This is a genomic window from Ligilactobacillus hayakitensis DSM 18933 = JCM 14209 (genome assembly GCF_000615845.1).
Classification (GTDB): Bacteria; Bacillota; Bacilli; order Lactobacillales; family Lactobacillaceae; genus Ligilactobacillus; species Ligilactobacillus hayakitensis.
In genome coordinates this window covers 43,980-70,666 of record NZ_BAML01000003.1, presented here as the reverse complement: position 1 = coordinate 70,666, position 26,687 = coordinate 43,980, and the positions used below count along the sequence as shown (strand labels likewise).

At 31.7% G+C, this 26,687-nt stretch carries 31 protein-coding genes, 2 tRNA genes and 2 pseudogenes; 29 read left to right on the top strand and 6 right to left on the bottom strand.

What is annotated here, in order from left to right; genetic code table 11:
* Positions 1 to 77: 77 nt before the first annotated feature.
* The gene (locus JCM14209_RS01485) at positions 78 to 572 is read right to left on the bottom strand and encodes a YslB family protein (RefSeq protein ID WP_025021868.1); all 495 of its coding nucleotides are present in this window, start codon (positions 570 to 572) and stop codon (positions 78 to 80) included.
* A 119-nt stretch (positions 573 to 691) separates the two neighbouring features.
* Here JCM14209_RS01485 and JCM14209_RS08760 point away from each other — a divergent pair.
* The 4 genes and pseudogenes from JCM14209_RS08760 (at position 692) to purB (ending at position 3,365) form a co-directional block, all read left to right on the top strand.
* Positions 692 to 1,290, top strand: a pseudogene (locus JCM14209_RS08760) (XTP/dITP diphosphatase).
* A gap of 144 nt (positions 1,291 to 1,434) precedes the next feature.
* Positions 1,435 to 1,507, top strand: a tRNA-Glu gene (locus JCM14209_RS01475).
* Positions 1,508 to 1,584: 77 nt separating this feature from the next.
* Positions 1,585 to 1,884, top strand: a complete 300-nt coding sequence (locus JCM14209_RS01470) for a hypothetical protein (RefSeq protein ID WP_025021867.1) — start codon at positions 1,585 to 1,587, stop codon at positions 1,882 to 1,884.
* A 186-nt stretch (positions 1,885 to 2,070) separates the two neighbouring features.
* Positions 2,071 to 3,365, top strand: a pseudogene (gene purB, locus JCM14209_RS08755) (adenylosuccinate lyase).
* Positions 3,366 to 3,467: 102 nt separating this feature from the next.
* On the opposite strand, the gene JCM14209_RS01460 reads toward purB, so the two are convergent.
* Positions 3,468 to 3,541: transfer RNA gene (locus JCM14209_RS01460), tRNA-Arg, on the bottom strand.
* A gap of 193 nt (positions 3,542 to 3,734) precedes the next feature.
* Here JCM14209_RS01460 and JCM14209_RS01455 point away from each other — a divergent pair.
* Both JCM14209_RS01455 and JCM14209_RS08750 read left to right on the top strand, forming a co-directional pair.
* Entirely contained in the window at positions 3,735 to 4,439 is a 705-nt protein-coding gene (locus tag JCM14209_RS01455) for a response regulator transcription factor (protein ID WP_025021866.1), read from the top strand.
* Positions 4,440 to 4,450: 11 nt separating this feature from the next.
* A complete protein-coding gene (locus JCM14209_RS08750) occupies positions 4,451 to 5,920 on the top strand; it encodes a HAMP domain-containing sensor histidine kinase (protein WP_035519723.1) in 1,470 nt (489 codons plus the stop codon).
* Between the two features lie 37 nt (positions 5,921 to 5,957).
* On the opposite strand, the gene yidC is transcribed toward JCM14209_RS08750, so the two are convergent.
* Entirely contained in the window at positions 5,958 to 6,875 is a 918-nt protein-coding gene (gene yidC / locus JCM14209_RS01445) for a membrane protein insertase YidC (RefSeq protein ID WP_025021865.1), read from the bottom strand.
* Between the two features lie 83 nt (positions 6,876 to 6,958).
* Positions 6,959 to 7,231: an acylphosphatase gene (locus JCM14209_RS01440; protein ID WP_025021864.1), complete on the bottom strand. Its 273-nt coding sequence runs from the start codon at positions 7,229 to 7,231 to the stop codon at positions 6,959 to 6,961.
* 117 nt (positions 7,232 to 7,348) lie between these two features.
* On the opposite strand from JCM14209_RS01440, the gene JCM14209_RS01435 reads away from it, so the two are divergent.
* The 16 genes from JCM14209_RS01435 (at position 7,349) to JCM14209_RS01360 (ending at position 19,444) form a co-directional block, all read left to right on the top strand.
* The gene (locus tag JCM14209_RS01435) at positions 7,349 to 8,512 is read left to right on the top strand and encodes a hydroxymethylglutaryl-CoA synthase (protein WP_025021863.1); all 1,164 of its coding nucleotides are present in this window, start codon (positions 7,349 to 7,351) and stop codon (positions 8,510 to 8,512) included.
* Positions 8,513 to 8,593: 81 nt separating this feature from the next.
* Positions 8,594 to 9,475: an exonuclease SbcC gene (locus JCM14209_RS01430; RefSeq protein WP_025021862.1), complete on the top strand. Its 882-nt coding sequence runs from the start codon at positions 8,594 to 8,596 to the stop codon at positions 9,473 to 9,475.
* 1 nt (position 9,476) lies between these two features.
* The gene (locus JCM14209_RS01425) at positions 9,477 to 10,469 is read left to right on the top strand and encodes a hypothetical protein (RefSeq protein WP_225349670.1); all 993 of its coding nucleotides are present in this window, start codon (positions 9,477 to 9,479) and stop codon (positions 10,467 to 10,469) included.
* 12 nt (positions 10,470 to 10,481) lie between these two features.
* Positions 10,482 to 10,940, top strand: a complete 459-nt coding sequence (locus JCM14209_RS01420) for a hypothetical protein (RefSeq protein ID WP_025021860.1) — start codon at positions 10,482 to 10,484, stop codon at positions 10,938 to 10,940.
* A 92-nt stretch (positions 10,941 to 11,032) separates the two neighbouring features.
* A complete protein-coding gene (gene efp, locus JCM14209_RS01415) occupies positions 11,033 to 11,593 on the top strand; it encodes an elongation factor P (RefSeq protein WP_025021859.1) in 561 nt (186 codons plus the stop codon).
* Between the two features lie 15 nt (positions 11,594 to 11,608).
* Complete coding sequence (locus JCM14209_RS01410) at positions 11,609 to 12,034, top strand: Asp23/Gls24 family envelope stress response protein (protein ID WP_025021858.1); 426 nt, start codon at positions 11,609 to 11,611, stop codon at positions 12,032 to 12,034.
* Between the two features lies 1 nt (position 12,035).
* Positions 12,036 to 12,437 (top strand): transcription antitermination factor NusB, encoded by a 402-nt coding sequence (gene nusB / locus JCM14209_RS01405; protein ID WP_025021857.1) that lies wholly within the window; start codon positions 12,036 to 12,038, stop codon positions 12,435 to 12,437.
* Between the two features lie 130 nt (positions 12,438 to 12,567).
* On the top strand, positions 12,568 to 13,425 hold the full coding sequence (gene folD / locus JCM14209_RS01400) for a bifunctional methylenetetrahydrofolate dehydrogenase/methenyltetrahydrofolate cyclohydrolase FolD (RefSeq protein ID WP_025021856.1): 858 nt from the start codon (positions 12,568 to 12,570) through the stop codon (positions 13,423 to 13,425).
* Positions 13,418 to 14,758 (top strand): exodeoxyribonuclease VII large subunit, encoded by a 1,341-nt coding sequence (gene xseA / locus JCM14209_RS01395; RefSeq protein WP_025021855.1) that lies wholly within the window; start codon positions 13,418 to 13,420, stop codon positions 14,756 to 14,758. Before folD ends, xseA begins: the two co-directional genes overlap by 8 nt.
* A gap of 1 nt (position 14,759) precedes the next feature.
* Positions 14,760 to 14,990: an exodeoxyribonuclease VII small subunit gene (locus tag JCM14209_RS01390; RefSeq protein ID WP_025021854.1), complete on the top strand. Its 231-nt coding sequence runs from the start codon at positions 14,760 to 14,762 to the stop codon at positions 14,988 to 14,990.
* Complete coding sequence (locus JCM14209_RS01385; RefSeq protein WP_025021853.1) at positions 14,983 to 15,876, top strand: polyprenyl synthetase family protein; 894 nt, start codon at positions 14,983 to 14,985, stop codon at positions 15,874 to 15,876. The genes JCM14209_RS01390 and JCM14209_RS01385 overlap by 8 nt, the downstream gene beginning before the upstream one ends.
* Positions 15,877 to 16,695 (top strand): TlyA family RNA methyltransferase, encoded by an 819-nt coding sequence (locus JCM14209_RS01380; RefSeq protein ID WP_025021852.1) that lies wholly within the window; start codon positions 15,877 to 15,879, stop codon positions 16,693 to 16,695. It abuts the gene before it with no gap.
* A 19-nt stretch (positions 16,696 to 16,714) separates the two neighbouring features.
* Positions 16,715 to 17,173: an arginine repressor gene (locus tag JCM14209_RS01375; protein WP_025021851.1), complete on the top strand. Its 459-nt coding sequence runs from the start codon at positions 16,715 to 16,717 to the stop codon at positions 17,171 to 17,173.
* A 12-nt stretch (positions 17,174 to 17,185) separates the two neighbouring features.
* Positions 17,186 to 18,868 carry a DNA repair protein RecN gene (recN, locus tag JCM14209_RS01370; protein ID WP_025021850.1) on the top strand — a complete coding sequence of 561 codons (1,683 nt, stop codon included), beginning with the start codon at positions 17,186 to 17,188 and terminating at the stop codon, positions 18,866 to 18,868.
* Between the two features lie 9 nt (positions 18,869 to 18,877).
* Entirely contained in the window at positions 18,878 to 19,132 is a 255-nt protein-coding gene (locus tag JCM14209_RS10175) for a DUF896 domain-containing protein (protein ID WP_025021849.1), read from the top strand.
* Positions 19,133 to 19,222: 90 nt separating this feature from the next.
* The gene (locus JCM14209_RS01360; protein WP_025021848.1) at positions 19,223 to 19,444 is read left to right on the top strand and encodes a YneF family protein; all 222 of its coding nucleotides are present in this window, start codon (positions 19,223 to 19,225) and stop codon (positions 19,442 to 19,444) included.
* Between the two features lie 85 nt (positions 19,445 to 19,529).
* Here JCM14209_RS01360 and JCM14209_RS01355 read toward each other — a convergent pair whose 3' ends face one another.
* Positions 19,530 to 20,159, bottom strand: coding sequence for a lysophospholipid acyltransferase family protein (locus tag JCM14209_RS01355; protein ID WP_025021847.1), 630 nt, complete (start codon positions 20,157 to 20,159; stop codon positions 19,530 to 19,532).
* Between the two features lie 83 nt (positions 20,160 to 20,242).
* Between JCM14209_RS01355 and JCM14209_RS01350 the strand changes: the two genes are divergently transcribed.
* The 4 genes from JCM14209_RS01350 to tsf all read left to right on the top strand — a co-directional run bounded on the left by JCM14209_RS01350 (position 20,243) and on the right by tsf (position 23,334).
* Complete coding sequence (locus tag JCM14209_RS01350; RefSeq protein ID WP_035519719.1) at positions 20,243 to 21,007, top strand: tRNA1(Val) (adenine(37)-N6)-methyltransferase; 765 nt, start codon at positions 20,243 to 20,245, stop codon at positions 21,005 to 21,007.
* The gene (locus JCM14209_RS01345) at positions 20,997 to 21,278 is read left to right on the top strand and encodes a GIY-YIG nuclease family protein (RefSeq protein WP_025021845.1); all 282 of its coding nucleotides are present in this window, start codon (positions 20,997 to 20,999) and stop codon (positions 21,276 to 21,278) included. Before JCM14209_RS01350 ends, JCM14209_RS01345 begins: the two co-directional genes overlap by 11 nt.
* 144 nt (positions 21,279 to 21,422) lie before the next feature.
* A complete protein-coding gene (gene rpsB / locus JCM14209_RS01340) occupies positions 21,423 to 22,220 on the top strand; it encodes a 30S ribosomal protein S2 (RefSeq protein ID WP_025021844.1) in 798 nt (265 codons plus the stop codon).
* 88 nt (positions 22,221 to 22,308) lie between these two features.
* Positions 22,309 to 23,334, top strand: a complete 1,026-nt coding sequence (gene tsf, locus JCM14209_RS01335; protein ID WP_025021843.1) for a translation elongation factor Ts — start codon at positions 22,309 to 22,311, stop codon at positions 23,332 to 23,334.
* 99 nt (positions 23,335 to 23,433) lie between these two features.
* Here the strand turns inward: tsf and JCM14209_RS09820 are convergent, their stop codons facing one another.
* Positions 23,434 to 23,619: a tyrosine-type recombinase/integrase gene (locus JCM14209_RS09820; RefSeq protein WP_081774034.1), complete on the bottom strand. Its 186-nt coding sequence runs from the start codon at positions 23,617 to 23,619 to the stop codon at positions 23,434 to 23,436.
* A 159-nt stretch (positions 23,620 to 23,778) separates the two neighbouring features.
* Between JCM14209_RS09820 and JCM14209_RS01330 the strand changes: the two genes are divergently transcribed.
* The 3 genes from JCM14209_RS01330 to JCM14209_RS01315 all read left to right on the top strand — a co-directional run bounded on the left by JCM14209_RS01330 (position 23,779) and on the right by JCM14209_RS01315 (position 26,529).
* A complete protein-coding gene (locus JCM14209_RS01330) occupies positions 23,779 to 24,132 on the top strand; it encodes a hypothetical protein (RefSeq protein ID WP_025021842.1) in 354 nt (117 codons plus the stop codon).
* Between the two features lie 121 nt (positions 24,133 to 24,253).
* Positions 24,254 to 24,445, top strand: a complete 192-nt coding sequence (locus JCM14209_RS01320; RefSeq protein ID WP_025021841.1) for a hypothetical protein — start codon at positions 24,254 to 24,256, stop codon at positions 24,443 to 24,445.
* Between the two features lie 287 nt (positions 24,446 to 24,732).
* Positions 24,733 to 26,529, top strand: a complete 1,797-nt coding sequence (locus JCM14209_RS01315; RefSeq protein WP_025021840.1) for a DUF2207 domain-containing protein — start codon at positions 24,733 to 24,735, stop codon at positions 26,527 to 26,529.
* Positions 26,530 to 26,687 lie beyond the last annotated feature (158 nt).

The window sequence follows — 26,687 nt, the reverse complement described above, 5'->3', positions numbered from 1 at the left end:
CTTGATAATAAGTCAGTAAGACGATGGTTATCAAGGCTTTATTTATTGTAATTCGTAGCAGTAAATACTATAATATGTTAATTATTTCCTGAGGGGTTTAATAAATCAATATCCGTTAAAGTATTTAGGTCGATTGGATCATGTTGATCAACTTGAACAGTTATAAAAACTGTATCACTTTTTGATGAATCAAGGTCAACGGAGGCTTCTGAAGTGAAACCACTTTGATTTTGAATTGTTTCTGCGATAAATCCAGCTTCTAATAAAAATTCAGGATGATTTGTAAGTTGCTTTCGCAGTTTTACGATTGGACCTGAAAGTTCAAAAGTTTGACGTCCAAACTTTTCTTTAACGCGCACTAAATCCCCCCAATTAGACTCTTTAAAAAATAAGGGCAAATCTTCGTCTTTAGCTAGAGGGAAATTTCGTGCAATCCGTTTTCCAGCCCAATACAAGATGGTTGTATCATTACCAATTAAGTCTGGTAGTAAAGAATCTCGCAAAATAGAAGCACCTAGAGTTGTGCCTAACTCGTTATTTCCCTTTGCAAGTGAATAAAATTCTGAATTCATACCAAAACTCCTTGTCATTATCATTTCAAATTAATTATACACTTTTTTGCGTATTTTATGATAAATTTTTGATAAAAAGATGTTATACTTGCAATAATAGATTGAAAAGGAGTGTAAATATGCTATCAGAAATTTTAATTGCAACTAAAAATGTTGGAAAAGCCGCTGAATTCAAGCGCATTTTTGGAGAAAAGGGAATTACCGTTAAAACATTATTAGATTTGCCGGACGTTCCAGAAATTATTGAAGATGGAAAAACTTTTGAAGAAAATGCGCTAAAAAAGCACAAACACTGACAGATAAATTAAATATGGCAGTCTTAGCAGATGACTCAGGTTTGAGTATTGATTATTTAAACGGACAACCAGGTGTATATTCAGCGCGTTATGCAGGGGATCATAATGATGCTGCTAATAGACAAAAAGTTTTAGAAAAGTTAAAAGGTGTGGATGATACAAATAGAGGAGCACATTTTAACTGTGCTTTAGTTGTAACTTCCCCCGATAAAAAGCCGTTAGTAAAAGTTGGAATTGTTGATGGAAGGATAACAACTTCCGAAAAAGGGGAGAATGGTTTTGGTTATGATTCAATTTTTTATTATCCAGAATATAAGCGTACTTTTGCTGAATTAACCCAAGATGAAAAAAATAAAATTAGTCACCGTGGACGTGCAATTGAAAAATTAATGGAATCATTTGATGGATGGATGAAAAATTAAGGAATCGATAATATTACAGCTTGAAAAATATCAGATAAGTGGTAACATAAACTTGTAAATGGAAACCTTATAAGGTATGCAGATGATTTGTTTAAATTTAAAATTGACATTTTTAAATTTAAGTGTATACTATAAGAAAGTAATTGCCCGTTGGTCAAATTGGTTAAGACGTCGCCCTCTCAAGGCGGAGTTACGGGTTCGATTCCCGTACGGGTGATTGATTAGATAGGCGGAGAAATGTTTGTCGTCGAACATTTCTCCTTTTTAATAAGTAGGAAAAAGGGAGGATATAAAATGTTAGGAAAAACAAAAAAATTTTTACGAGCAAATCACATTTTCTACGAAAAAGAACATGTGAATCCATTGATGGAAACAGAAAAGGTATATGTGCTTAAATTTGGTTTAACACCAGAAAAAATGGAACATCGTTTTACTGTAGAACACAGTTACACTTGGACCGGAAGAATTAAGATTAATAAAATCTCACTTCGATTACACGGACAACAACATCCAAGAGAATTCCATAACGAAGCAGAGTTATTGCATTATTTAAAAAAGCACATCAAGCATTTTGAAAAGAACAATAAAAAATAAGGTTAAAGAAGCTATATCATTTTGATAAGCTTCTTTTTTGTTAAAAACTAATGTTCGCGATTTAGTGGGGATGCCTCATAAAAATGAATGATAACTTCATGATTTAACGGTTTTTTGACAAAGAATACGGTATTTGATATGCTAATAAATGAATTATGAATTTTTAATTGCTAAAGGAGATAAAAAATGCTCTCAAGATATACAAGACCAGAAATGGCTGAACTTTGGAATGATCAAAAGAAATATGAAACTTGGTTAGAAGTGGAAATCGCTGCTGATGAAGCATGGTCTAAGCTAGGTCATATTCCAGCAGAAGATATTCAAAAACTTAAAGCAAACGCAAGTTTGATATTAAAAGGATTGAAGAAATCGAAGCAGTTACTCACCATGATGTAATTGCTTTTACGCGTGCAGTATCAGAATCACTTGGCGAAGAAAGAAAATGGGTTCATTATGGTTTAACAAGTACTGATGTTGTTGATACAGCTTATGGATATCAATTAAAGCAGGTTAATGATGTGATTCGCAAGGACTTACAAAATTTTAATGATATCCTTGCAAAAAAAGCTAAAGAACATAAATATACGGTAATGATGGGAAGAACTCACGGGGTCCATGCAGAACCAACAACTTTTGGATTAAAAATAGCTCGTTGGTACTCAGAAATGAAACGTAATATCGAGCGTTTTGAGCACGCCGCAAAGGGTGTAGAAGCAGGAAAAATTAGTGGTGCAGTTGGAACATTTGCCAATATCGATCCATTTGTCGAAGAATATGTATGTAAGAAATTGGGAATTCGTCCACAAGAAATTTCAAGTCAAGTATTACCACGTGATTTACATGCTGAATATTTATCAGCTTTAGCTTTAATTGCAACAAGTTTAGAAAACTTTGCCACAGAAATTCGTGGTTTACAAAAAACTGAAACAAGAGAAGTTGAAGAATTTTTTGCTAAGGGACAAAAGGGTTCTTCAGCAATGCCACATAAACGTAATCCGATTGGTTCAGAAAACATTACTGGTCTTGCAAGAGTTATCCGTGGGCATATGCTTACTGCCTATGAAGATGTTTCATTATGGCATGAACGTGATATTTCACATTCTTCTGCAGAACGAATTATTTTGCCTGATACAACAATTTTAATTAATTATATGTTAAATCGATTGGGTAGAATTATTAAAAATCTAACTGTTTTCCCAGAGAATATGAAGAAAAACATGGAAAAAACTTTTGGATTAATTTACAGTGGACGGGTTTTACTAAAATTAATTGATACTGGAATGAGTAGAGAAGAAGCGTATGATTTAGTTCAACCTAAAACAGCTCAGTCTTGGGATGAACAGATTCCTTTTAGACCCTTACTAGAAGCTGACGAAAGAATAACTTCTCGATTAACAAAAGAAGATCTAGACGATGCCTTTGATTATAATTGGCACTTAAAACATGTAGATTATATTTTTAAACGTGTAGGTTTAGAGTAATAAGATATTTTATATTAAAAAGAGCTAGTCCACGACTAGCTCTTTTTAATAGATTTATGTATAAAAAAAGAGGAATAAGAAACCTTATTCCTCAAAGAAGAATGATCCGGGTGAGATTCGAACTCACGACCGTTCGCTTAGAAGGCGAATGCTCTATCCAGCTGAGCTACCAGACCATCACAACAAAATTAATTATATATTACTAATGTAAGGAAGTCAACAAAAAATTTAAAAATATTACTATTATTATAATTCATAAATAACATGTTACTTTAACTTTAATGTATTAAAGTTATGTGTGGGAATTTAGGGTTAATTTGTGGTAAAATAACGTTTGTTAATAAATTAGAATTGGGAGAAACTAGATAAATGAGTAGAGTATTAATAATTGAAGACGAGAAAAATTTATCTCGTTTTGTCGAATTAGAATTACAGCATGAAGGATACGAAACTGAAGTGTGCTCAGATGGAAGAGTGGGATTAAGACAAGCTCTTGGTGAAAAATGGGACGCAATAATGTTAGATTTAATGCTACCTGAATTGAATGGTTTAGAAATTTGCCGTCGCGTCAGACAAGTTAAGGATACGCCAATAATTATGATGACAGCACGCGATTCAGTCATTGACCGTGTTTCAGGATTAGATCACGGAGCAGATGATTATATTGTAAAACCATTTGCAATTGAAGAATTATTAGCGCGTTTACGTGCGGTTTTACGGAGATCATCTTATAAAAATTTAAATCATGGCCCCGGTCATGTAATTAAGTACCGTGATTTAACGGTTGAAAAGGATAACCGCGTTGTTCGTCGCGGTGATTCAATTATTGAACTAACAGGCAGAGAATTTGAATTATTAGTGACATTTTTAGAAAATCTCAATATTGTTTTAAGCAGAGACTATCTTATCCGTAAAATTTGGGAAAGTAGTGGTAATACCGTCAATGAAACCAATGTGGTTGATGTTTATATTCGTTATTTAAGAAATAAAATTGATCGTCCAAATGAACTTAGCTATATTCAAACGGTTCGTGGTGCTGGATACTTAATGAAATCTCAAGATACTATTGATTAATAAGTGATAATATGAAGCATAAGAAACAAACAAAAAAGAAATTTTTCTCATTAAATTTAAAATGGGCAATTGGAACTGCAGTAGGGGTATTTATAATTTTTGCGATATATTCAATTTTATTATTCCAAAGTTTTTCAACTGTTCTTTTACAACAAGAAATAGGTTATGCAAATGCAACTGTTCAAAAAATGCGTTCAACCCTGCAAAAACACAACGTTCAATTAACCCAAGAAGAAGTTAGCATGACGTTAGGGACAGCTTTAAAGGATGAATTTAGAGCTCCGCAAATAAAGGAAAAAAATAATATTTTTTCATCAATGTCGCGAGAAAATATTGGGATAAGTGTTTTTGATCAAAATAAGCAATTAGTTTTTGCTTCAAGAACAACAAGTGATAAGTTAGTGTCAGGAAAAAAAGATTCGTTAAAGACTGACAAAAGAAGCTCAATCTACATTGTAAAAGAAGAAATTCGTCAAAAAAAGACAGGTAAAATATTAGGGTATATCCAGGTTACTGACCGTTTAAAAACATACGATGAAATTAGAAATAAATTAATGTTGATTTTTATTGTTTTAGGGGTTACTGCTGGCCTGGCAAGTGCATTGTTAGGTTATGTATTATCCGCTTGGCTTTTAAGACCGATTGAGTTAATAAATGAAACGATTGGGAAAATTAATCATGATGATAATGCAGAGGCTCTCTTGAGTGAACGCGTACCATTATTAAAAACTCATGATGAATTAGAAGAATTAAGTAATTTATTCAATGAAATGCTAGGTCAAATGGAGAGATATATTACACAACAACAACAATTCGTTGAAGATGTGTCCCACGAATTAAGAACCCCTGTAGCTATTATTCAGGGTCATTTAGATTTGATTAGTAGATGGGGAAAAAGCAATCCAGAGGTATTAGAGGAATCAATAGCTGCTTCGCTGCAAGAAATTACTCGCATGAAAAGCTTAGTTCAAGAAATGTTAGATTTATCAAGGGCCGAACAAATTGAAATCCATTATGCTAACGAAAATAGTGATGCAATGGAAGTAGGCTTGCAAGTATTTGAGAATTTTCAAATGATACATTCTGATTTTACGTTTGTACTTGATAATGATTTAACTGAACCAACCTTTGTAAAGATGTATCGTAATCATTTAGAACAAGTTTTAATAATTTTGATGGATAATGCAGTTAAATATTCCCAAAATAGAAAAGAAGTTCATATGTCAATTTCACAAAATAATCGTTTTGTAGAAATTGTTGTACAGGATTTTGGAATGGGGATTTCTCAAGAAAATTTAAAGAAGATTTTTGATCGCTTTTATCGTGTGGATAAAGCTCGTAGTCGAAATAAAGGCGGAAATGGCTTAGGGTTATCAATTGCTAGAAAATTAGTTGAAGGATATCACGGAAATATGTCGGTAGAAAGTGCAGAAGGACAAGGTTCACTTTTCAAGATTTCAATTCCAAAAATCAAAAAATAAAGAAGCATAGGGAAATTTTCCCATGCTTCTTTATTTTTTATCTATTTTTTTGCTTTCCTGCATTACGTTTGCGGTTATTTTGATGAATTAATTCAGCATTAGTTTTTGATTCAGAAGAATTTGTTGTTTCTTCTTCAGTTTTTGAAGGTAATTCAACTTCAAAAACTGGTTTATTTTTTAATTCATTTTGCATTTCTTGGCGAATTCTTGGACGCATGAAATTAATAATTAAAGTTTGAATACATGCAAAAATTCCACCGATAAAGAAGTATAAACCTAAGCCAGCAGGTGAAACGTAAGTCATCACTGTAATCATTAATGGACTAATAATCATCATTGATTGCATTTGTTTCTTTTGTTCTTCAGGTAAACCAAGGGTTGACAAGTAACCTTGAAGTGCATAACTGATAAATGTAAGTAAAACGAATGCAAAGCTACGTTGACCTAAATTGATTCCCATAAAATAAGATTTAGCTAATTCAGGCGAATACTGAATTGCAGCATATAAGGCTGCAAAAATAGGCATTTGGATTAACAATGGTAAACATCCAATTCCACCAGTCATCGAAATATTATTTTCTCGATATAATTTCATCATAGCTTGACTAACTGCAGCTTGTTCTTCAGGTGTTTTAGCCTCTTTTTGACGTTCTTGAAGTTTATTGAGTTGTGGTCGGATTAAGGAAATTTTTTCCTGTTGAATAGTAGCATTTTTTGATTGTTTAATCATAATAGGCATTAAGATTAAACGTACGATAAATGTAATAACAATAATTGACCAACCGTAACTACCACCGAGAATTTCAGCAAGCCAATTAAGAATATGTTGCGTTGGAATCGCTAATTTTTCGTAAACAAAGCCATAAGGTTTGCCACTTTTAGTACGCTGTACACATCCACTTAATAGTAAAGCAATTAAAGCAAATGAAATAGCTAATTGATTTTTTTTCTTCATTATGAATGAACCCTTTCTTATTTCTAAGGAATACTATACTTGATAGATAAGTTTTTTTCAAATAATCTTTGAGACAATCAAGGTTAATAAACTACTTTGAATTCAGAATAATTTGCACTATCGATTTCTTTAATATCCATGGAGGTTACTTTTGCAAAAGGAGATTTGGGAACCTTAATAGATGAAATGAACTTTTGAAGAATTAAGCTATCCCCTGAAGCAACAATATAAACTGTACCGTCATTTAAGTTTTTCACACTACCATAAATACCTAATTTGTCAGCCAGCTGTTTTGTTGTGTATCTAAAACCTACACCTTGAACATGTCCGTGAACGATTATTTCATATGTTTTAATCATATTAATCACCTCTGTAAAGTATTTACATATTAATTATAGCTATTTAATTGTTATCTTGCATTAAAACATGATACCATTAAAATGAGTAATTAATGAGAAAGCGAGGAGCCTTAAATGAAGATAGGAATTGATAATATCGGCTTTTATACATCAAATTTATTTTTAGATATGGCCAAGTTAGCTAAAAAAAGAAATGAAGATCCAAATAAATATTTAATCGGAATTGGACAAGAAAAAATGGCTGTAATTCCTAAAACTCAAGATATTGTGACGTTGGGGGCTAATGCAGCTAGCCAAATTGTTACTGATGATTTGATGGATGAAATAGACTTAGTGATTGTGGGAACAGAATCTGGGATGGATAATTCAAAATCTGCAGCAGCTTATATTGCAAATCTACTCGGTTTAAAAAATTCAATTCGAACTTTTGAAATTAAGCAAGCTTGTTATGGAGCAACAGCGGGTTTGCAAATGGCCAAAGATTATATTCAAATTCATCCAGATAAAAAAGCATTAGTAATTGGTGCAGATATTGCAAAATATGGGTTGAAAACAAAGGGAGAACCGACACAAGGAGGAGGAGCAGTCGCAATGCTTGTTTCTGCTAACCCTAAACTTTTAGCTTTTGATGGTGATTCCACTTATTATGCAGAAGATGTAATGGATTTTTGGCGTCCACTTGGATATTCAGAAGCTAAGGTTGATGGAAAGTTTTCAACTAATGTTTATTTAGATTTCTTATCTCATGTTTATGCAGATTATCAAGATACTTATGGGGCTAAGTTAACTGATTTTGCTTCTTTTGCATTTCATTTACCATATACGAAACAAGGTTTAAAAGCAATCAAATTTTTAATTCAAAATGAACCTGAAGAGGTACAAGCGAGTTATTTAAATAAATTTGAAGCATCAAGAAAATATAACAAAATAGTCGGAAATCTATATACGGGATCACTATATTTAAGCTTATTATCCTTATTAGAAAATGCTGATTTCTTAAAGGAGAATGACAAAATTGGATTATACAGTTACGGATCTGGGGCTCAAGGTGAATTTTTTGCGATGAAATTAGTTGAAGGTTTTCAAAGTGTTTTAACGGGCAAAACTAAAAATCTACTTGCTAAACGAGAAGAAATAAGCGTTGAAGAATATGAAAAAATATATCAATCTACATTAAATTATCGTGATAATGAAGTATTTGATGTTACTGAAGACCATGCCCGATATGTATTGGCAAAAATTGATGATACCAAGAGAATATATATTAAACAATTCTAAATAATTAATGATTTATCTTTTTCTGTATGATTACATTTGATAAAATGAAAGTATAGTAAAAATATGTGGAGGAGAATTATAATGGCGGATGAAAATGAATTTACACTATCAGATCACAAACAATCAACGACGAATTTATCAAGTTCATTAACAAGAAAAATTGAATATTTGCAAGCATTAAATGCTGCAGTAGAAAAACAGGATGATCGCTTAGTTTATCAATTAATTGATGACCGTCGTTACTCTTCAGAAATCTTAAAAGCAAAGCAAAAAAACGAAAAATTTGAAAATGAATTTTTGGTAAGTGATATTCACGATCAACTAAGCACATTTTTAAGTGAAAAATTAATCAAATATTTACGTGAAATCTATCCATTTTTCTATTTTGAAGAAGTTCAAAGTGGAGTGTACCAATTTTATTTTGGAAATTGGTGGGGAAGAAGATTATTTGGTGAACTAGATGTTTTAAATGTAAAGTTTGACTTTATAGAAGAAGAATACGAAAAGCTTTCACGTTCATTTGCGTTAGAAGTTGAAAATAAAAGATATAATACTGACACAATTAATGAATTATCAGAAGAAATGGACAATCTCCAAGAATTAATTGATACTCAAGACCAACGAGATGAACGCAAAGAAGAAATAAGAAGAGAGTTAAAACGACAATCTCAAGAAAAAGTTAGCTTATTTTCACAAGTAAAAGTAAAAGAACAAAAGCAAAAATTGATTGATGAACTTTCAAATTTAACAGATCTTGATGAAAAAGCTAATGATGCGTATCAAAAAATCAAGTCATATGAAGATAAAGTCTTGAAATTATCAAAAGAAGATACTTTATTAGGGTATGAAAAACAAAGTATTGTTGCTAAATTTGGAACTTTTGAAAACTTCGAAGATCATAATAAAGCACTTTACCGAGATTATATTGCCGATTTAATTGCAACGAAAGGGAAGGTAGACTAGAATGATGGAACGTATTAACGAAAACGGTTCAATTACATTTTTTCCAGAAACTGTTGATGAAGAACAAAATGTCCACTCGCTAAGTACTACTGGACGTTTGTTAGCATACAATGATGAGTTAAAAAAGAATTTAAAAAATGGAATTAAGTTCACTGATATACTAGATAAATTAATTGAAACTGATGATCCTTACGAATTATTGGACGCAGTAACTGCATTATCCACATATCAATTGAATTCATCATACTTGGTATTTCCGCAACAATATAGTCAATCTGACTATTATCTCATTTTCTTAAATCGTTTATTACAATTACACGAAAATGAAAAAGTTGTTATTCAATCATCTGATCGAAATGATGAATTATATCATGAGTTTCCAGGAATTAATCACCAAGGATATTTTGTATTTAGACTCGAAGATGGATTTGAAGGCGGAGCTTATTATACGGAAAAGAAAACTGGTGAAGTGTTATTTTATATTAATTTCAATCAAAAATTATTACATTTCAACAGTTCCGCAATTACAAACTTATTAGTAGTTAAATATGGAGCAATGTTCAATTACAAAGTGGTTAAAGAACTAGAATCATATTTAGTAAATTTAGGTAATTATTTTAAAGAAGACTTTGGGTTTGAAGTTGACTTTAATATTATGGATGCTTCAAATAACGCGTACTATAAATTTACTAAACAAGAAATTCCTCAAGATGCACTTGATAAATTATTCATTGCAGCATCAAAAGAAAACTTTATGTTAGTGACAGACTTAAACGACGACGCAATTTTGAAACTAGATAATAATGTTGAATTAATAATTACTGATCGTCCAGTTGAACAAGAAAAGACTGGATTTAATTGGGGGATGAGTATTCAAGATCAAAATGAAAAAGTAGCTTGGTTTGATTTGTTATTCAAATATAGTTTTTTGAAAGATTGGTATTTGAATAATTTAAAGGAACTTGAAATTGAAGTAAATCAATTATATTTTTAGGAGCTAGTTGCATTGAAGATAAATGAAATTGCAATTTCAATTCGCAATAAGCCGATGGATTTTGTTCTACCAACAAATATTTTCAATGAACAAGAAAGAATATCTGCAGGGTATACGAGCTTGAATGTATATTTGGCAAGAACAATGCAAAAGGTTAAAACTAATGACAAAGATAGTTTATTGGAAAATTATTGCAGGACGCTGACTTTTTTTATTGAAATTGCTGATCAAATGAAATGGACTTATTTATTGCTTTTAGATGATGAAAAAATAAATAATTTTAAGTCTAAATGGAAGGCAAAATCTTTTAATATTGTATATTTAATTACCCAACAACAATTAAATAAAGCATATTTTCAAAGAGATTCAAATGCATTTGTACATGCATGGCATTTATTCATTAAGTTTGGATTATTAGAATTAAATTTATCAGAAAAAGAAATTGAGAATTATTTTTTATTCGAAGAATAACTTTATAAATACTCTTGCACAAATATATAAATAACTGATAAGATATATTGAGTGGATTTTGAGTGTATAATTATATTTAGGAGGAAATTTTAATGATTTCAGTTAACGATTTTAAAAACGGTCTTACAATTGAAGTAGACGGTGAATTATGGCGTGTTGTGGAATTTCAACATGTTAAACCAGGGAAGGGTTCAGCATTTGTACGTTCTAAATTAAAGAACTTACGAACAGGTGCCGTTCAAGAAAAAACTTTCCGTGCTGGTGAAAAAGTAAATCAAGCACAAATCGATCGCAAGAAGATGCAATATTTATATGCAGATGGTGATAACTATGTATTCATGGATACAAATACATACGAACAATTAGAATTACCATCAGCACAAATTCAAGAAGAACTTAAATATTTGAAAGAAAACATGGTTGTAAGTATTATCATGTTTGGTGCTGAAACACTTGGTGTAGAATTACCAAATACAGTTGACCTTGAAGTTAAAGAAACTGAACCAGGTATTAAAGGTGATACACAATCAGGTGGTTCAAAACCAGCAACAATGGAAACTGGTCTTGTTGTCCAAGTTCCATTCTTTGTTAACGAAGGAGACATGTTAACAATCAATACTGTTGATGGAACATATATTTCTCGCGCAAATTAAGAGGAGGAATTTTCGATGGCTGATGATAACAATATCGTATTAAATAGTGAACCTGGGCTAGGTCGAGTAGAAATAGCACCACAGGTTATTGAATTAATCATTAGTATCGCAGCATCAAAAGTAGACGGTGTGTACTCAATGAGAGGTTCTCTTACTAAGAGTATTTCAAACTTATTTAGAAAAACAAATCGCTCAACAGGTGTTAAGCTAGATAATAATAGTGAAGTACTTAAAGTAGATGTATATGCTTATCTTAATTATGGCGTTTCAGTTCCTAAAGTAGCTGAAGAAATTCAAGAAAAAGTGCGTCAACAACTATTGTTTATGACTGGACTTGACTTAGTAGAAGTCGATGTACATGTCGAAGGAATTGTTCCTGAAAAGCAAGAACAATCAGTTGATTTGAATAATCTTTTTGATGAAGAAGTTGAAGGTGAATAAATTGAACTTGAATAGACATGATTTAAGAAAAGTGGCATTTCAAACTTTATTTGCAATGGATAGTAACCCTGATGCTAATAAAATGGATGTTTTTGAACAACTATTAAACTTCTCAGAAGAAGACCTAGTTGTTCCAAATTATCTAAATACACTCGTAGATGGTGTTCTAGATAATATGCAAGAAATTGATTTAGAAATTAGTAAATTTTTAAAGAATGGCTGGACGTTAGCTCGATTAAATAAAGCAGATTTATATATCCTTCGATTATCAATTTACGAAATTAAGTATGTTGAATCTGTTCCCAATGTAGTTGCACTTAATGAAGCATTACAATTGGCTAAAGACTTTACAGATGAATCTTCACGTAAATTTATTAATGGTATACTTCAAAACTTGGTATAGAAAAAGACGTTTTAACTAATGATAGTTAGAACGTTTTTTTATTTTAAATTTTATTTTTAAAATGAAATGTGAATAATTGATTGCTTAATATGGTAAAATCAAAGTACTAATAGAACGGAGTGAACATGATTTGAACGTAAATTTAATTGATGGCAAAAAAGTTTCAAAAGAACTTCAAATTAAATTGAAAAAAAGAGTTTCTTCATTAAGACAAAAGGGTATACTTCCTAAGTTGGCAGTGATTCTAGTGGGGAATAATGCTGCTAGTAAGGTTTATGTCAGAAATAAGCAAATAACGGCTGAAAAATTAGGAATTGAGACCTTAAATATTAATTTTGATAAGAATATTTCAGAAAATGAGCTAATTAAAAAAATTGATGAATTAAATAACGACGCAACAGTTGATGGAATATTAGTACAGCTCCCATTACCAAAGCAAATTGACGAAAGTAAAGTGACACAACGTATTTTACCGAATAAAGATGTTGATGGGTTTCATCCTGTTAATATGGGTAAGTTATTTACAAATGAAATTGGTCCTCAACCATGTACTCCTCGAGGAATAATGGAGTTATTAAAATATTACAATCTTGAAATTAGTGGCAAAAATGTTGTTATAATTGGTAGAAGTAATATTGTTGGCCGTCCAATGGCAGCATTTATGCTAAATGAGGATGCTACTGTTACAATTACGCATAGTAAGACTAAAAATTTAAAAAAAATTACTCGTCAAGCTGATATCGTGATAGTAGCAATAGGGAAAGCTGAATTTATTGATGCAACGTATTTGAAAGATGATGCAATTGTTATTGATGTAGGGATGAACCGAAATAAAGCAGGAAAACTGGTTGGTGATGTTAATCAAACTAGTGTAAGTAAGAAAGTAAAGTATTTAACACCAGTTCCAGGCGGAGTTGGTCCAATGACAATTACGATGTTGATGCAACAAACGATTGAATTGGCTGAAAAGAGGATAAATAATGAATGATACAAAGTATTTAACAGTCTCGGCGTTAAACAAATATATTCATGCAAAATTTGCAAACGATCCGTATTTGGGAACGGTTTATTTAACAGGAGAAATTTCAAATTATAATCCTAAAAGTAGTCACAAGTACTTCGTGATTAAAGATGATCACGCAACGATGAATGCTGTTTTGTTCGCACATAAGTTAAAGAATTTAAAGTTTGAAATTGAAGACGGAATGAAATGCTTGTTTCGCGGACAAGTAACTTTATATGAACCAACTGGAAAATACCAAATAATTATCGATGATATTCAACCAGATGGTGTTGGTGCTTTATATCAGGCCTATGAGCAGTTAAAAACAAAATTAACACAAGAAGGTTTGTTTGATGCAAGGCATAAAAGAAAATTAGTTAAATATCCTAAGCGGATTGCGGTGATTACTAGTCCTTCTGGAGCGGTAATAAAGGATATTATGGCAACAGTCAAACGACGTTACGGTATTGCTCAATTAGTATTATTTCCAGCAGTTGTTCAGGGAAATGAAGCAGTTGATTCGATCGTTGGCAGATTGAAAGAACTTAATTTAAATGGTGGTTTTGATACAATTATCATTGGTCGTGGTGGGGGATCAATTGAAGATCTTTGGTGTTTTAATGATGAACGTGTTGTAAGGGCAATTTATGAAAGTGAAATTCCCGTGATTTCATCTGTTGGTCATGAAACGGATACAACCTTAGCCGATTATGTTGCTGATATGCGTGCCGCAACTCCAACGGCAGCGGCGGAATTAGCAACACCGGTGTTAACTGAAGAAATTCAAAAAATTGGCGAATATCAAAATCGAATTTATCGAATACTAAAAGATAAGATAGATGCCTACCAAAATATTTTATTAAAAATCAAATCATCATACGTATTTAAACATCCTGATCAATTGTATAATTCATATATACAACGGGTTGATACATTACTAATTAGAGCGAAAAATAAAATTGAGAATCAAATTCAAGCAAATAATCGGGAATATCTAGAACTAGTAGGACGATTAAATGCTGCAACGCCAAGATACAAAATTAGTGAGTATCAAGGACAAGTGAAAATAAAAACAAAGCAGTTAGATTATGCGATTAATAAGTTATATCAAAATAAAAAGAGTGATTTATTAAAGCAAATAGATGCTCTTGATATGTTAAGCCCGTTAAAAGTTATGTCACGTGGTTATAGTTTTGTTACGCAAAAAGATAAAATATTAAAATCGGTTGATGATGTGGAAGTTAAAGAAAATCTTGAAATTCATTTGAATGACGGAAAAATAACGGCCACAATTCAAGAAATCAAAAAGGAGAATTAAGATGACGGAACAAGTTAAATTTGAAGATAATTTAAAAAAGTTAGAAACAATTGTAAATAAATTAGAAAGTGGCGATGTGCCACTTGAAGAAGCCTTAAAATCATTTGAAGAAGGCGTAAAATTAAGTAATGAATTACAACAAACACTTGCGCAAGCTGAAAGAACATTAACCAAAGTAATAAATGAAAATGGCGATGAAGTAGATTTCGATAGGGACCCAGATTATGAATAATTTTAAAATTTTTGAAGAAGAAAAAATTACTCAGTTTAACCAGTATATCGAAGAATATTTAAACAAAATTCAATGTCATCCATTTCTAAAGCAAGCAATGCTTTATTCTGTTAAAGCAGGTGGAAAAAGAATTCGACCATTATTAATTTTTATTATATTAGACGCATTGAATACTCCGATAAGTGATGATGCGTATCGTGTGGGAAGCGCACTGGAATTAGTCCATACATATTCTTTGATTCATGACGATCTTCCAGCGATGGATAATGATGATTTACGTCGGGGAATGCCAACAAATCATAAGCAGTTTGGAGAAGCAATTGCCATTTTGTCAGGGGATGCGTTACTAACCGAAGCTTTTAAAGTGATTACCACGAGTGAATCATTAGCGCCAGCGTTAAAAGTTAAATTGATTGATGAGTTGTCGGATGCTTCTGGGCCAAGAGCAATGATTGATGGACAAGTTGGAGATATTTTAGGTGAAAAAACGACATATACCCTAGAACAAGTACAACATGTACACGAAGGAAAAACAGGAGCATTATTAAAGTATGCTTGTTTAGCCGGGGCGCAACTAGCAAATGCCGATAAAAAACAGCAAGAACTAATTGTAAAATATGGAGAACTTTTTGGACTAGCTTTTCAAATTTATGACGATATTTTAGATGTAGTTGGTAGTCAAGAAAAATTAGGAAAAAAAGTTCATAAAGATCTTAATGAAAATAAAAATACGTATCCAAATTTACTGGGATTAAAAGGTGCACAAGATAAGTTAGATCAAGTCTTGTTCCAAATTGATGATGTTTTATTAAAATTAGAGGCACAAGGAACAAAGATTGAATTTATGAAAATGATATTAAAATATTTTAAAGTAGGGAAAATATAAATGAAAAAAGAACGTGTAGATGTATTACTTGTTAAGCAAGGGTTATTTGATACTCGCGAACAAGCTAAAAGAGCTGTAATGGCTGGAGAGATTTTAGGAGAAAATGAGGAACGTCTAGATAAGCCAGGAATGAAAATTCCAGAAGATACTGAATTACATTTTAAGGGAACTAAGATGCCTTATGTAAGTCGTGGGGGGTTGAAACTAGAAAAAGCGTTAAAAGAATTTAAAATTAACGTCAAAAATAAAATTATGTTAGATATTGGTTCTTCGACAGGTGGATTTACAGATGTTGGTTTGCATAAAGGCGTTGCTAAAAGTTATGCATTAGATGTAGGTACTAACCAATTAGCATGGAAGTTACGATCTGATGAAAGGGTAATCGTCATGGAAAATACTAACTTTAGATATTCTAAGTTAGAAGATTTTACAGAGGGTCAACCAGAGTTTGCTTCAATTGATGTTTCTTTCATCTCATTGCATTTAATTTTACCAACATTACATAAAATTATTAAGACTAATGGAGACGTCGTAGCGTTAATTAAACCTCAATTTGAAGCAGGAAAAGAAAAAGTTGGTAAGCATGGAATTGTTCGTGATGCCAATGTTCATTTAGAAGTAATAAATGATATTATAAATTTTGCTGTAAAAGAAAAGTATGATGTTAAAGATTTAAGTTTTTCTCCAATTACCGGTGGAGAAGGTAATATTGAATTTTTAATTCATCTTTCTGCATCTGAAGAATTAGGAAAGATTGATGCTGATGTTTCTGCTGAAGAAGTAGTGAAAAACGCTCATGCGACATTAGATAAAAAATAATAACCAAGGAGGGGGACTAATGCGAAAACAAGTTAGGCAAAAGTTAATTAGAGAAATTTTACAAAAATTTGAAATTTATAAACAAGATGATATTGTGCAATTATTACTTAATCAAGGGATTGAAGTGACACAAGCTACAATTTCAAGGGATGTTAAAGAGATGCAACTAATTAAATTACCAACAAAAAATGGGAGTTATCGCTATAGTGTCCCAACCTTGAAGGAAATTGATGTCCAAAAAAAATTAAAAGACACACTTTCAGAATCATATGTTAGCTCAAATATTGCTGAAAAAATGATTTTTTTTAAAGTCATTCCTGGTAGTGGACCTGCTGTTTCTAATTTGATTGAAAAAGTTGGGTATAAAGAAGTATTCGCTACACTAAGTGATGATTCGTCAGTGATGGTATTTGCATACTCAAATCAAGAAGCAATAGATTTATTCGAGAAGCTTTTGGAATTAATTGGAGTACAATAATAGGGTGATGAGATGTTACAAGAGTTAGTTATAAATGATTTTGCGATTATCGATAGAATGGATATAAATTTTAAGGATAATATGACTGTTCTAACCGGAGAAACCGGCGCAGGAAAATCAATCATTATTGATGCGTTAGGACTTTTAGGCGGAGGCCGGGGTTCGACGGAATTTATCCGAAAAGGTAAAAAAAAAGCTGTAATTCAAGGGCAATTTAAGTTACCAGCAAACGCAAAAACATTTAAGGTTTTAGAAGAATTTGGAATTGATTATGATGATGATCAGCTTATTTTACAGCGTGAATTATATAAAGCAGGAAGAAATGTTTGTCGTGTGAACGGGATGTTAGTTAATTTAACCGTTTTAAAAAAGATTGGTACAACATTAATTGATATTCACGGTCAAAATGAACACCAAGAGTTAATGCGTTCAGAAAATCATATCATACTATTGGATAGTTTTAATAAAAAAATTGCAGAAAAACATGCTGCTTATAGTGAAACATTTCAGCAATACAAGCAATTAAATAAAGAATTATTGCAAAGAGAAAAAGATGAACAAGCATGGAACCAACGTTTAGATATGTTGAAATATCAAGCTGATGAAATCGAAGCAGCTGGTCTAAAGAAGAATGAAGATCAGCAGTTACTTGAAGAAAAAAATAAACTTGATAATTTTCAATCAATATACGCAGCGTTAGAACACAGTTATCAAATTTTATCTGGTGAAAATCTAGATGTACTTGGTAAATTAGGAGAAGCGATGGAGGGAATCCAAAAAGTATCGGATCTATCTGAAAGCTTACAACATATCAGTGAAAACATTTCAAATGTTTATTATGAACTAGAAGACGTATCTAGAGAAGTAGTGAATGAGCTTGATATGATGGAATTTGACCAAGGACGCTTAGATGAAATTGAGCAGCGCTTAGAAGTGATTCATCAATTAAAGCGAAAATATGGTGATTCGATTGATGAAATTCTAAATTATCACGAACAAATAACTACAGAACTTGAAAATATGCAAAATTCAGAAGAAAATGTTGATGAGCAAAAGAAAAGATTAGCATTATATTTTGAGCAATCGCAAAAATTAGCTGATGAGATTACAACTTTACGCAAACAAACTGCACTGAAATTAGAAAACTCTGTTCATGAACAATTGAGCCAACTATACATGGATAAAGCAGTGTTTAAAGTAAAATTTGAAAAACTTGACAAATTAACAAGCTTAGGTCAAGATAAAATTGAATTTTATATTCAAACTAATCCAGGTGAAGAAATGGGACCGCTTGCTAAGATTGCATCGGGTGGGGAACTTTCTCGTATGATGTTAGCGTTAAAAACAATTTTTTCACAAGGAACAGGGGTTACTAGTATTATTTTTGATGAAGTTGATACTGGGGTTAGTGGTCGTGTTGCACAAGCGATAGCAGAAAAAATAAGTCAAATTGGTAAGAATTCGCAAGTTCTATGTATTTCGCATTTACCACAAGTTGCAGCTATTGCTGATCATCATTACTTTATTGCAAAAGATATAAAGAATGGCAGAACTGAAACAGCGATAACATATCTTGAAGGTGAAATGAGAATTAAAGAATTAGCAAGAATGCTATCAGGAACTGAAATTACCACACTAACAATAGAACATGCAACAGAAATGATAAAAATGTTGCAAAATTTAAAACAAAGATAGGAGAAACAAATGGCTGAAAATAATGGGATTCCACAAGAATTAATTAATCGAATTAATGAATTGGCAAAGAAAAAAAAGAGCGAAGGCTTAACTGAAGATGAAATTTTAGAACAAAAAAAGCTAAGAGAAACATACTTAGCGATGTTCCGTGAAAATTTTAGAAGTCATGTTGAAATGCTTCAAGTATTTGATAAGAACGGAAAAGAAGTAACGCCTGAAAAAGTAAAGGAAATTCAACGTAAGCGTGGACTTCGTGACGATTAAAATATATTAATTAATTGAACTTGGACTTTATTTTTAGATATATTTTAGTTAAACTAGAAATGTAATTAAGAATGTAAGGAGTTTGATACTATGGGTACAGGAGCATGGATTATTGTAGTAATCATTGCATTAGTATTAGGTTTTGCTGGCGGATTTTTTGCAGCAAGAAAATATATGGAAGATTATCTTAAGAAAAATCCACCAATTAACGAACAAATGATGCGCCAAATGATGGCACAAATGGGCCAAAAACCATCAGAAAAACGCCTCAAACAAATGATGAGTGCAATGAAGAGTAACTACGGCAAGTAATTGAATTAAATAATTTAATTTTAGTTATTTCTGATAAAAAAGACCTGATAAATCTCAGATTTATCAGGTCTTTTATTTTGCTTTACTATTTATTTTTTTGACTAGGGTCAACGTAAACAAACTTTGGATTAATTTGCTTATCGAGTTTTTCAAATTCTAATTCCATTGCTTTGATAATTTCTTGTTGGTACACATCATCAAGTTTGCGTTTTCTGTCGACAATTATAGGTTCTCCAAAGGCCATAAAAGTTTTTTTACGAGAAAATAAGCCTTTAAAAGTTAAAGGTCCTTGATACACCGCTGGTACGATAGGCACACCAGAAAGTTTAGCGATTAATGTAACGCCGCCTTTCAATGATTGTGAATGTCTTGTGCCAGAAGGATACATAATCAAGGATAAATCACGTTGTTTCAACCATTTAACTGGTGTTTTAACAGCTGAAGGACCTGGATTTTCACGGTCAACTGGAAATGCATTTGCATGAACAAGAATATACTTTAAAATCGGATTCTTAAAGAGTTCTTTTTTTGCCATGAAAGAAAACTTCTTTGGACTAGCGCTCAAAGCAAAATAAATTGGATCAAACCATGTTCGATGGGGACCCACTAAAATGTAATTTCCTTCGGGTAAATTTTCCTTGTTTAATATTTTAGGTTTTCCATTGATTATATAAATGATTATTTGTGCAACAGCTCGAATAAATGAATAGAACATCTAAAGACAACCTCTCCTTAATCTGATATACTACCTAATAGTATGCAAATTTTAATAAACTTTCAAGGAAAATTATAGAAGGAATGGAATTAAATTTGAATAAAGTGAAATTATTAGATGATGAACGTATTGACCAATTGTACTCAAATGACTTTAGGATAATTCAAAGCCCTAATGTATTTTCGTTTTCAATTGATGCTGTTTTGCTAGCAAATTTTGCAAATCCTGTGATGAAAAAAGGAGCAAAAGTTGTTGACTTGTGTGCTGGTAATGGTGCAGTAGGAATTTTTATGAGTAATAAAGTTAACGGAGAAATTATTGAAGTTGAAATTCAAGAACGGTTAGCAAATATGGCAAAAAGATCGATTGAATTAAATGATTTAGCTGAAAAAATTAGTGTTATTAATCAAGATTTAAATCAATTAGGAAATCAAATAAAAAAAGATTCAGTTGATATGATTACATGTAATCCACCATATTTTCTTAACTCAGATATGAGTCAAAAAAATGAAAATCAACATTATGCAATTGCACGCCATGAAATTACCGTTAATTTAGAACAAATCATTAAAGTTTCCAGTGGTTTACTTAAATTTGGTGGAAAAATAAATTTTGTGTATCGACCAGATCGATTATTAGAAATGTTAGATAAGATGAGAAGATACAATATTGAACCTAAGAAAATTCAAATGGTTCATCCCAAACCTGGTAAAGAAGCTAATATGGTTTTAGTACAGGGAATTAAGGCCGGAAAAAAGGGTGGTCTTAGATACCTATACCCAATTACAATTGCAGATGAAAAGGGGCAGTATACCGGAATTGTTAGGGAACTTTTATATGGGAAGTAAACAAATATATTATTTTTATGTCCTCTTATGTGCTGATAATACATTATACGGTGGTTTTACGACTGATTTACAGAGAAGATTTAAGCAACATTCAAATGGAACTGGTGCAAAATATACTAGAGTAAAAAGTCGACATCCTTTAAAAATGATTTACCATGAGGAATTTGAAACTAAAAATGAAGCTCTAAAAAAAGAGTATGAGTTTAAGCATCAAAGTAGAGATAAAAAATTGGAATATTTGCGAAAAAATGGAGTTAATCTTAAAAATTAACTTGCAATATATATGGTGCTAATATATAATTTTAAGAGTGTTTAAAACACAATTCACACTCTATGCGATTGCTAAAAAGTTGCTCTATGAGTTTTTTAGTAGCTAAACATAGAGGAGGAAAAAAACTATTTGGAGGTTATTGTAATGGCTGTTATTACAATGAAACAATTACTTGAAGCCGGTGTACATTTCGGACACCAAACACGTCGTTGGAACCCTAAGATGAAGAAATACATCTTCACAGAACGTAACGGAATTTACATCATTGACTTACAAAAGACTGTTAAGTTAATCGATGATGCTTACGACTTTATTAAGGACGCTGCATCAGATGATGGCGTTGTATTATTCGTAGGTACAAAGAAACAAGCACAAGAAGCTGTTGCTGAAGAAGCAAAGCGTGCTGGTCAATACTTTGTAAATCACCGTTGGTTAGGTGGTACTTTAACTAACTGGAACACAATTCAAAAACGTATCAAGAAGTTAAAGGAAATCAAGGCAATGGCAGAAGATGGTACATTTGAACGTCTTCCTAAGAAAGAAGTTGCATTGTTACAAAAACAACGTGACCGTCTTGAAAAATTCCTTGGTGGTATCGAAGATATGCCACGTATTCCAGATGTATTATTCATCGTTGATCCTCGTAAAGAACGTATCGCTGTAAAAGAAGCACAAAAGTTAAATATTCCTATTGTTGCTATGGTTGATACAAACGCAGATCCAGATGAAATCGATGTTAAGATTCCATCAAACGACGATGCAATCCGTGCCGTACGTCTTATCACTGCTAAGATGGCTGACGCTGTTATCGAAGGTCGTCAAGGTGAAGATGATGCACCTGTAACAGAAGAAACATTTGAAAATACAGATGAAAAAGTAGATTCAATTGAAGATATCGTAGAAGCTGTAGAAGGCAACAACGATAGCAAAGATGCTGAATAGTTAATTAACTTAGGCTGTCTTAGTTTTAGGCACATTGGCCTGGGATTAGGGCGGCCTTTATTAAAATAATTTAAGGGAGGCCAATATAATGGCAAACATTACTGCTGCGCAAGTTAAAGAATTGCGTGAAAAGTCAGGTGCCGGCGTTATGGACGCTAAGAAGGCATTGGTAGAAACAGATGGTGATATCGAAAAAGCAATCGAATTACTTCGTGAAAAAGGTATGGCAAAAGCTGCTAAGAAAGCTGATCGTGTTGCTGCTGAAGGTTTAACAGGTGTATACGTTGATGGTAACGTTGCAGCTGTAGTTGAAGTTAACGCTGAAACTGACTTCGTTGCTAAAAACGCTCAATTCGTTGAATTAGTTAAAGCTACTGCAAAAGTTATTGCAGAAGGTAAACCAGCTAACAACGAAGAAGCACTTGCATTAAAGATGCCATCAGGTGAAACATTGGAAGCTGAATATGTTAACGCTACAGCTACAATTGGTGAAAAAATTTCATTCCGTCGTTTCGAATTACTTGAAAAGACTGATGACCAACACTTTGGAGCATACCAACACAACGGTGGTCGTATTGGTGTTATCTCAGTTATCGAAGGTGGAGATGATACATTAGCTAAGCAAGTTTCAATGCACATTGCTGCTATGAAACCAACTGTATTATCATACAATGATTTAGATCCACAATTCATTAAAGATGAATTGGCACAAATGAACCATAAAATCGACCAAGATAACGAAAGTCGTGCAATGGTTGACAAGCCAGCTCTTCCACACTTACAATACGGTTCAAAGGCACAATTAACTGACGAAGTTATTGCTAAAGCTGAAGCTGATATTAAGGAAGAATTAAAGGCAGAAGGTAAACCTGAAAAGATTTGGGACAAGATTATCCCAGGTAAGATGAACCGCTTCATGTTAGATAACACTCAAGTGGACCAAGCTTACACATTATTAGCTCAAGTTTACATCATGGATGACAGCAAGACTGTTGAACAATACCTTGAATCAGTAAACGCCAAAGCAGTTAAATTTGCTCGCTTTGAAGTTGGTGAAGGTATCGAAAAGAATGAAGTAGACTTTGCTGAAGAAGTTATGTCACAAATTAAATAATATTTAATTTAGTCTCCCTAAATGCTGATTTGTTAACATTTAGGGAGACTTTTTTTGTATTTTTATATAAATGACCCACAAAATAACCCACACTTGTTTTTAGTTCTGCATAAAATTAGCAAATTTAAGGGATGTTTCTTGTTTTCGATTTTGTGTAACATGAGTACAAATATCAAGTGTCATTTTTGAAGTTGAATGTTCTAAGCGTTCTTGAACTTCTTTAATATTGGTACCAGAGTCAAACAAAAGGAAAGCGTGAATATGTCTAAAACTGTGTGCGGTTATTTTCTTTACATATGTAGCATAATCAAATTCTAGATTTGGAGTACTATTATCTGGTGGGTTTCAATTTTCATCTAAAGTTCCTTCAGCAAAGCCTTGATCTTCTTGTAAATAAGTTTTCATTTCTTTGTTAACTTTTTTTAAGGTATTTCTGTTGCTGATATGAAAGTTAAAGTTTCTCAGACGGATATCAAACAGTTTGAAGCGGAAGCTAAAAGAATCGTTGCGCAAGCTGACAAAATGCGAAAACAAGGTGAGGTTATTCATAAGAAAGTTATCAAAAATGTAGATATTTTAATAGCTGAAAAAATTCCCCAACTAATAGGGATTCCTAAAGATTCAAAAGTTTTTTCTATAGCTTTAAATAATAGTATATTTTCATTGGAAAATGTAACGTCATATACAGGTTTAGTAGCTGATATCTATAAAGCAGTTTCTGGGGTTGAACTTTCCTATGGTCATGAAAGTGGTTATTTTGATAACTCTGGAAATTTAGAGAGAGAGAATTTTTTGTAGGTGCTATATCTATGGAAATGAATAATGCTAGTGGCGCTGAGTTTAATAGGATTATTTTCCTTGAAAGTTTAAAGATTATTGATGAAATAGTAGATAGTCTCTTAGAAAGAGAGTGATATATATGGAATACGATAGTAAAGATTTAAAAAATAAAACTGTAGATGAACTTGCAATGATGTATTTTGATAAGTATAAAGGCAGTATTCCACCATTTCTTGGAGCAACACCTGATGAACTAAAGGAAGTATTTATCTATGCACTACTAAATGATATAGAAATTGAATTTCCAAAAGTAACAGAAGGTATTTTTTAAATATTTTTAAAATACTAATAAATGAATTAAGGCGGTTAATCCGTCTTTTTTTATACCTTTTTCCTGCTTGCAGACGTTAAAGAACAACTGAGTATCCTCCCAAGGCTTTAACTGCGAGAAGAAAGGAGTTTTCGTGATGGATAACGAAAATCAAGATGTAGAAGTTGAAAAGACTAATTAGGAAAAATCCTTCATTTATTCTAAATATATTTATTGGAAATTTGCTTAAAAATGGTAGACATTTATTTATATCTTTGTCATAATTTTAATGTTAAGGAGTGCTACGAGTGAAAATAACATTAAAGAAATTATTTAGTAATAAAAAAATAAAAATATTTTTAGGAATATTTATCGTTTTAGTGGCTATTTTGCTAGTAACCAAAATTAAGTTGTATAGCATTAGTCATTATACTTCAAATGTCTACTTAAGAAATGATGGTTCTGCAAGGGTAACTAATCTAGTAAAAATGCGTTTTGTAGGGACTTATAATCAAATTAGCATTCCACAAACCTTACCAAATGGAGTGGATACTTATCGAAATCTCAAAGTTGAAGAAATTGTTGATGGCAAAGTGAAACGCTTAAAACGAGGACTTGATGAAGATTTAGCTAAAGACCCAAAAACAAATTATGGAAAGTATGTAGTTTCTCCAACTTGGAATAAAGATAAAACGACGATGGCGATAAGAGTTTACGATAATTTGAGTAATAAAAAAGTTTCATATCGAATTTCGTATAGTGTCGCAGACGCAGTAGTAAATTATGGAAATGGAAATGTTTCTATTTTTAAATGGAATGTAGTTGATGGATTTAATAAAAAAGTTAGAAACATAGATTTAAACGTAAAACTACAAGAGAAAAAAGCTGCAAAAATGAACTCTTGGATTCATGGTTCGCTTAAATATAATACAGTAACTGATCGAAAAAAGGGGATACTACATATTAAAGTGCCTAAGGCTCTTCCAAGTAAACCATTGAGAGTAGTATTGCTTACGCCAAAGGATGCTTTTTTATATAATTCAAACACAATTTATACTACCCCAGTCCCATCACTTAAATCAGTGGCAAAACATGAGTTTGAAACTAGTGATATTCAGTTACACAAAAAGAAGGTAAAAAAGTTTTCATATAGTATTATGTGGTTGTTTACAATTTTGTTTGGGATAGGATTGTTTGTAAATTCACTTAGATTATATAATAAACAAATTTATGTATTTAAATTTTTGAAATTTAAACGTTTTAACTACCAAAAACCCAGTGTAGATGTTAGAGTGTTTCAATCACAGGTGAAACATTTTAAAATTAATCGATTTACATATTTAGCGCAGTTATTACAAGCAATCGACAAGAAAAAAATCATCCTTGAAATAGCAAAAAATGAGCGTTTTCAAGATATAGATGATTATAAGTTAACTGTTATTGAACCAAACTTTATTACAGCAAATCGTCTTAATGAATTACTTTTTAGGAATTTAGATGAGAAAAATTCAATTAAATTGTCTGAAATTAATGATACATTAACCTTAATGGGAGAAGCTAATGTGAATAAGGTTTATCAAAAATGGAAGAAAGACGAACAAGAAGCTTATAAAAAAATGGCTGCAAATCAAAGAAATATTTTTGAAATTCCAAAGAGAAGTGTATTAATTAGTGTAGGAACAGCATATTTGCTTATATTAATAAATCTTTTTATTTCTCAGGGTAAAAATTACTTTGTGATTCCAATCATCGCTTTAATAGCTATGAGTTTGCTAAGTATATATTTTATCGGAATGCAGTTGAAATTTTCACCTGATCAATTTGAACAATATATCGATAGCAAAGCTTTTGTACGGTCAATACATAATATTGATAAAATTAAGGTTCAAAAATTTGGGAATATTAATAAGTGGAAAAAATTGATACCTTACATTTGTGTGCTTGGCTTAAGTCAACATTTGAAAAATAAATTGCTTAAAGAATATAATTTATCTGATGAAAAAAATGATAGATTGCCTATTGCAATACATTATATGAATTTTGCAACTGAATTGGCAGATAATTTTGTTGCTTTGGATATTCAAAATTTTCAAAAAATTAAATAAAAGGTTGAGAGCAGAATCTCAGCCTTTTTTTCATGAATGGTCTCGGATTGGCATTGTAGAATAAAAAAATAATAAAAAAAGTTAAAATATAGTATATTAGTCGAGAACTTTTTATTATAATTATATTGAGACTATAGAAAAAACAGACAACGTTTTTA